Source organism: Niastella sp., from assembly GCF_045805085.1.
Taxonomy (GTDB): Bacteria; Bacteroidota; Bacteroidia; order Chitinophagales; family Chitinophagaceae; genus Niastella.
In genome coordinates, this window is the sequence record NZ_JBJMLX010000349.1 from 1 (window position 1) to 6,309 (window position 6,309).

Below are 6,309 nucleotides of genomic sequence, written 5' to 3' on the forward strand. Positions count from 1 at the left end.
GTATTCAAAGCGTACGGTAGGAGGCAAACTCATTAAGATGCTTTCTGTTCTGCCATTTGTTTTCAAGCCAAACAACGTGCCCCGGTCATGCACCAGGTTGAACTCAACATACCGGCCGCGACGGATCTCCTGCCAGTGTTTGTGTTGCTCGGTATAGGGCAGTTGTTTTCTTTTTTGAACTATCGGTAAATAGGCGGTAATAAACGCATCGCCACAGGTTTTACCACAGTTGAACCAGAAGTCTGTATCTTTTTCTGCTGATGGCCGTTGGTGATCGTAAAAGATGCCGCCAATACCCCGGCGTTCTTTATTGCGATGCCAGTTCACAAAATAGTTGTCGCATTCTTTTTTGAAGGCAGGGTAGAAACCGGGATCAAACGCATCGCAGGCATTCTTATAGGTTTGATGAAAATGCCGGGCATCTTCTTCAAATAAATAATAGGGTGTAAGGTCTGTGCCGCCGCCAAACCAACGATCGACGGCTCTGGCCTCGGCCGCCTCCCGGCCTATTATGACATGGTCGGCGAAAACTTTCATATCGTCATCATTGTACACTTCGAACATCCGGTAATTACAATGCACCGTAGGCACGAACGGGTTCACCGGATGCAATACCAGCGACAGACCACAGGCAAACCAGCGATGGCCATATACCTTTAATTGTTTGCGCATGTCGTCGGTCACTTCACCAAATACAACGGAGGTGTTAACGCCGCCTTTTTCAAAGACATTTCCATTGGTTATCACCCGCGTTTTGCCACCACCGCCTTCAGCACGTTGCCATTGGTCTTCTTTAAAGGTTGCCTTGCCATCTTCCTGCTCCAGGGCGGCGCAAATTTTGTCTTGCAGACCGTGTATATAATTAATCCATTGTTCTTTAAATCTCATATCGTCTGTTTCTCTTATGCTTGTATACCTTGTTGCTTGTATTCTTTCACTGCATCCACAAATGCTCTTGCATGGTCAACCGGTACGTTGGGTAAAATGCCGTGACCCAGGTTGGCAATGTGCCGTTGTCCGCCAAAGTCGTTCAACATCTTCTTTACTTCTTTTTGGATCACCGGAACAGGTGATAACAGTTTGGCGGGATCAAAATTACCTTGCAGCGTTACGTTGGGGCCTGCCAGCTGGCGTGCCATGGCCGGGGTAATACACCAGTCGATGCCCAACCCATGAGCGCCGGTAGCAGCCATAGCATTCAGGGATTGAAAAGCGCCTTTGGCAAAAATGATGGTGGCTACTTCGTCTTTCAGTGCAGCAACGATCTGGCGGATATATTTTAAGGAGAAGTTCTCAAAATCATCAGGGCCCAGCAAACCGCCCCAGCTATCGAAGATCTGTACCACATCTACCCCCGCTTTCACCTGACCTTTCAGGTAAGCAATGGTAGTATCGGTGATCATCTGTAACAGCTTGTGCGCTGTTTCGGGTTGGGTATAGCAGAAGATCTTGGCTTCGTCGAATGTTTTGGAACCTTTACCCTGTACCATATAACAAAGCAGCGTCCAGGGGGCGCCGGCAAAACCAATTAAAGGAACCCGGCCGTTCAATTCTTTTTTAATGAGCCTGATGGCGTCAAACACATAATTCAGGGTTTCATCTACATCTGCTACGCGAACGCGGTTCAGGTCATTGATATTTTTAATAGGGTCTGGTAACAGGGGGCCTTTGCTTTCTATCAATTGTACTTCCAAACCCATGGCTTGTGGTACTACCAGGATGTCGGAAAAAAGGATGGCTGCATCCACACCAATAATGTCTACCGGTTGAATGGTGATCTCGCAAGCCAGTTCGGGTGTTTGGCAACGTTCAAAGAAGCCATACTTTTCGCGCAGCACCATATACTCGGGTAAATACCGGCCGGCCTGGCGCATCATCCATACTGGCGGGCGTTCTACTTGTTCTCCTTTCAGGGTTCTTAATAACAGATCGTTTTGCAGCATAATATGTAGTAGTGTTACTTTTTAAAAAATTGAAACATTTTCTTTACCAGTTCATCTTTACCGGGCCGTTCAGATTCAATGATCAGGTTGTCGGTAAATGATTTTATGGCGTCGGCCGTTGTTTGGCCTATGGCAAATAGTACAGTGGATGCAAGTACGGCATTGGCGTAAAAGAAACTCTGCACCGCGCTGGGACTGAAAAACAAAATACCATCATACGCTTTATCTATTTTATGAGGCGTGCTGATGGTATGATAAACGATCACTTCCTGTACCGCAATTCCGTTTTGCCGCAGTTTGCCGGGCAGTTCTTCCCGGCGCTGATCGCCACAGAAAAACACCACCTGTTTGATCTGTTTACCAGTGATCATTTTATCAGCCAGATCGGAAGCATTGTTGCCAACCGTGTGTATCGACTGCTCGCCAAAATACCGGGCAGCCAACTGGCGGGTGGTATTCCCGATACAGAAGATATTCCAGTCGGGCTTATCACCATTAATATAAGCTGCAACACTGCTTACCGCATTCATACTGGTGAACACCACGGCGGTTGGTTGTTTTATTATTTTAACCACCTCATCTTTAATACCGGCTGTAAGTGCCGGCGAAGTATCAATGAACGATACGATATCAATTTGAACATCCTTTGCCTTGGCTGCTTCCAGCAAAGCCGTTTCCAAAGGCCTTGTGCTTAATATGGAAATCTTATTTGCCATTTTTGATCTGGTCTGCAATTACCTGGCCGCCGTTCTCCAATAATTCTTTTGCGGCAATGCTACCCAGGTTATTGCTATTATTGATAGCTATTGTTTTTTCGATGGTCGCTTTCTCTTTTCCGTCTAACGACAGAATGTTGCCTTCAAAATAAACCTGGTCATTTAGGATGGTTGCCAGCGCACTGATAGGCGTAGAGCAACCGCCAAGTAAAGCACGCAGAAAATCTCTTTCAATGGTGGTGCAAAGTGCGGTATGTTCATCGTTGAACAACTGGCAGGCTTCAAAAGCATATTGATCGTTTTCCCGACAGGCCACTACGATGGCGCCCTGGGCGGGGGCTGGCAACATCCAATCCAGTTCAATAGATTGTTCAGGACGCAGGCCAATCCTTTCCAGTCCGGCCGCGGCAAAGATGGCGCCGTTCCAGTGGCTCTCAGCCAGTTTCTTTAAGCGGGTATTTACATTACCACGGAGGTTGTCGATGGTATGGTGCGGGTACCGGTTCAACCATTGGGCCTTGCGGCGAATGCTGCTGGTGGCTATCGTCAATGGTGAATGGTCAATGGTGAATGGGAAGTCTGAGTTTTCTGAATTGCCGATTGCCGATTGCCGATTGCCGGCTTCAGCATCTTTTTTATATACAAGCAGGTCTTTATACGATGCTCTCTTTAAAACCGATGCAGTAACGATGCCTTTAGGTAATTGAGTGGGCACATCTTTCATGGAGTGCACAGCAATATCAATGCGGTCGTTCAGCAGGGCAATATCGAGGCTGCGGGTAAAGATACCCTGAACGCCCATTTCGTATAATGGAGTCTTTAGATCAATATCCCCTTCACTTTTAATATATATCAGTTCGGCGGCAAAGTCATGTTGGGCAAGCAGGCTTTGTACTTGTGTTGCCTGCCATACCGCCAGTTGGCTTTCCCTGGTGCCAATACGGATCACTTTATTCATCAGTGCTTGTTCAGTTTTTGCAAAGCTAATACTTTCGTCAATGGTGAATGGGGAATGGTGAATAGAACCGGATTCCCGAGATTAATAATTAATCCGAGAACCGGAAAGTTGAGAGCTATTGACCATTGACCATTGCCGATTCACGCAATGAACTCATTGATAGCTTCTATATAATAGCAGCCACGTTGGTTATTCTGGCGCATTTTAGAAGCCATGCCATTTATTACCCGTTGTATTTTCTCGTCGGCATTTATAGTCTGGCACGCAGCTAATTCGGGTGAAAGTCGGATGTAAGATGGAAAGTTCTGGATCTCTTTAAGTTTGGTTTTAACGGCTTTGAATACCGGCACATGCTTGCGCATTTCGAACCATTCCAGGAACTCGTCGATGTGTTCCTGAATGATGCTCATGGCCTTTGGTACCTCGGCTTCCCGCATTTGCAGGGTTTCGTCTTTCAGTTTCGACAACTCATCAACATTCACCAGGTGAACGTTGGGCAATTCCTGGGCGCCTTCTTCAACATTAAAAGGAACCGACAGGTCGATGATGAGTTTTTCGCCTTTGCCTTCCAGGTGCGATTTCTTTATGGTGGGTTCTACCGAATTGGTAGCAACCAGAATGATGTCGGAAGTTTCTATTTTTTCAGCCAGCGCTGAGATCGGTGCATGATGCAGGCTTAGCTCTTCTGCCAGTTGAACGGCTTTATCGGGGGAACGGTTAATAAGTGTAATGTGGTCAGCATCCAGGTAGTCAACAAGATTCTTACAGGTATTGCGACCAATTTTGCCAACACCCAGCAGCAGGATCCTTTTGTTGGTGATGTCGGTTGTTTTTTCCCGGATGTACTGAACCGCAGCAAAGGAAACCGAAACGGTGCCGCCGCTGAGGTTGGTTTGGTTCTTAATGGCCTTTGAAGATTGCAGTACACAGTTTACCAGACGTTCCATAAAGGTTTCGGTAAAGCCATGTTCCTTGCTGAATTTCACTGCCTGTTTTATCTGTCCTACAATTTCGTAATCACCCAATATCTGGGAATCGATACCGGCGGCAACAGAGAAAAGGTGCTCTATGGCAGCCAGTCCGTTTTTTACGTATGCTAATCGGGTAAAAGTTGAAGCGGTTCCTTCGGTTTGGGTGCACAGCAGGTTAATCAGTTGATCGGCACTTTCTGCAAAACCATAAATTTCGGTACGGTTACAAGTGCTTAAAATAAATAACTCATGCAAACCAAATTCGGGGGCTTTGGAAAGTAGGGTAGCGTATTGATCATTACTCACTGCAAACTGACCTCTTATCGCAGCATCGGATTTTTTGTAATTGATCCCGGCTATAAAAAACTTTGTTATATTCTTGGTACTGTTTCCGTGCATGAATACTGAATTCTGAAAAGTGACAGTGCAAAAATACTTTCGGACTCGTCAACGTCCAATTATGTCTGTCATTTCACTGTCATTTTACTGTCTGATTATCATCATGTACGCATATGACGAAATTCATTAATGATTTCGCTGAATGAATGGAGGGCTTTTTCGAACGGTTGTTTGGGTGAAACCATGTCTATGTCAAAGAACTGAATTTCCCAGTCGGGACGGGGCTTTTGGAGTAAGGTTGACCGGCAAAACCCGACCATAGGCCTCGATGAATTGACTGAAAAAGCAAAGCTAGGACAGAATGGCCCTCGCTTTTCCGGAAATGTGACGGTCTTCGGGACTTGTTGTGACGACTACCTCTTATGGATGGGACGTTTGGTATTTTTTCCTCGGAAATGCCCGTTTTTTAGGGACGCTTCAGGGAAAGTGGTGTGATGAAGTGTAAGATTCCTGTGACGATTGACAAATAAATACTATTTCACCTCGGATTCACCTCGGAACCACCTCGGATTTACCTCTTTGGGTCCTCGGAAACACCTCTGTTCAACCTTTCTTCAACCTCGGGGGCCGAGGAAGCAAAGACAACCCAATGAAGCTGAATCGAGGCACCATTGAGGAACCATTGGGAAGATTACTATGTCATCGGGTAGTAAAAACTGCCGATGGCGGGGCTGGCTGGCCATACCGCCGGGAATAAATTTGATTTTTAAGTTATTAACCTGATTACTTTTGCACTCAATTATTATGGCAACAACAAAAAGAGGCATCGTTTTAATGAACCTGGGGTCACCTGACTCAACACAGGTGAAAGATGTGCGTCGTTATTTGAATGAATTTTTGATGGATGAACGGGTGATCGATATGCCCTACCTGCAACGGTTATTGCTGGTGAAAGGTATCATTGTTCCGTTCCGGGCGCCAAAATCGGCCCATGCTTATTCATCTATCTGGACTAAAGAGGGCTCACCCCTGATGGTAATAAGCAGGCAATTGCAGGAGGCCTTGCAAAAGCAGGTTACCGAACCGGTAGCCCTGGCTATGCGTTATGGCGCTCCTACACCATGGACTGCTTACGATGAGCTGTTGGAAAAAACACCTGACCTGGAAGAAGTAGTGCTGGTCCCTTTGTATCCGCATTATGCCATGAGCAGTTATGAAACGGCCGTGGAATACGCAAAAGAAGCACATAAAAAAGGGAAGTATTCTTTCAAGCTGACCATCATCCCGCCTTTTTACGATAATGCGTTATACCTGGAGGCTTTGGCAGATAGCATTCGGCCTTACCTTCAGCAGCCTTACGATCAGATTATATTTAGTTATCA

Annotated in this window: 6 protein-coding genes; 1 reads left to right on the forward strand and 5 read right to left on the reverse strand. The window is 46.2% G+C overall.

The features are described from left to right. From hemF to hemA, 5 genes are all read right to left on the reverse strand, one after another. Positions 1-888: oxygen-dependent coproporphyrinogen oxidase (gene hemF, locus ACJ751_RS18365; protein ID WP_407746977.1), on the reverse strand; the 888-nt coding region annotated here is incomplete at its 3' end. Between the two features lie 14 nt (positions 889-902). Next, on the reverse strand, positions 903-1,943 hold the full coding sequence (hemE, locus tag ACJ751_RS18370) for a uroporphyrinogen decarboxylase (RefSeq protein ID WP_407746978.1): 1,041 nt from the start codon (positions 1,941-1,943) through the stop codon (positions 903-905). 14 nt (positions 1,944-1,957) lie between these two features. Continuing rightward, a complete protein-coding gene (locus ACJ751_RS18375; RefSeq protein WP_407746979.1) occupies positions 1,958-2,659 on the reverse strand; it encodes a uroporphyrinogen-III synthase in 702 nt (233 codons plus the stop codon). Further along, complete coding sequence (locus tag ACJ751_RS18380) at positions 2,649-3,617, reverse strand: hydroxymethylbilane synthase (RefSeq protein WP_407746980.1); 969 nt, start codon at positions 3,615-3,617, stop codon at positions 2,649-2,651. Before ACJ751_RS18380 ends, ACJ751_RS18375 begins: the two co-directional genes overlap by 11 nt. A gap of 140 nt (positions 3,618-3,757) precedes the next feature. Then, complete coding sequence (gene hemA / locus ACJ751_RS18385) at positions 3,758-4,987, reverse strand: glutamyl-tRNA reductase (protein ID WP_407746981.1); 1,230 nt, start codon at positions 4,985-4,987, stop codon at positions 3,758-3,760. Positions 4,988-5,731: 744 nt separating this feature from the next. Between hemA and hemH the strand changes: the two genes are divergently transcribed. Then, on the forward strand, positions 5,732-6,309 hold a 578-nt coding region (hemH, locus tag ACJ751_RS18390), incomplete at its 3' end, for a ferrochelatase (protein WP_407746982.1).

What these genes read in the sequence shown, in the direction of transcription:
- hemE (WP_407746978.1), bottom strand. Translation starts at nt 1,943, where the DNA reads ATGCTGCAAAACGATCTGTTATTAAGAACCCTGAAAGGAGAACAAGTA.
- ACJ751_RS18375 (WP_407746979.1), bottom strand. Translation starts at nt 2,659, where the DNA reads ATGGCAAATAAGATTTCCATATTAAGCACAAGGCCTTTGGAAACGGCT.
- ACJ751_RS18380 (WP_407746980.1), bottom strand. Translation starts at nt 3,617, where the DNA reads ATGAATAAAGTGATCCGTATTGGCACCAGGGAAAGCCAACTGGCGGTA.
- hemA (WP_407746981.1), bottom strand. Translation starts at nt 4,987, where the DNA reads ATGCACGGAAACAGTACCAAGAATATAACAAAGTTTTTTATAGCCGGG.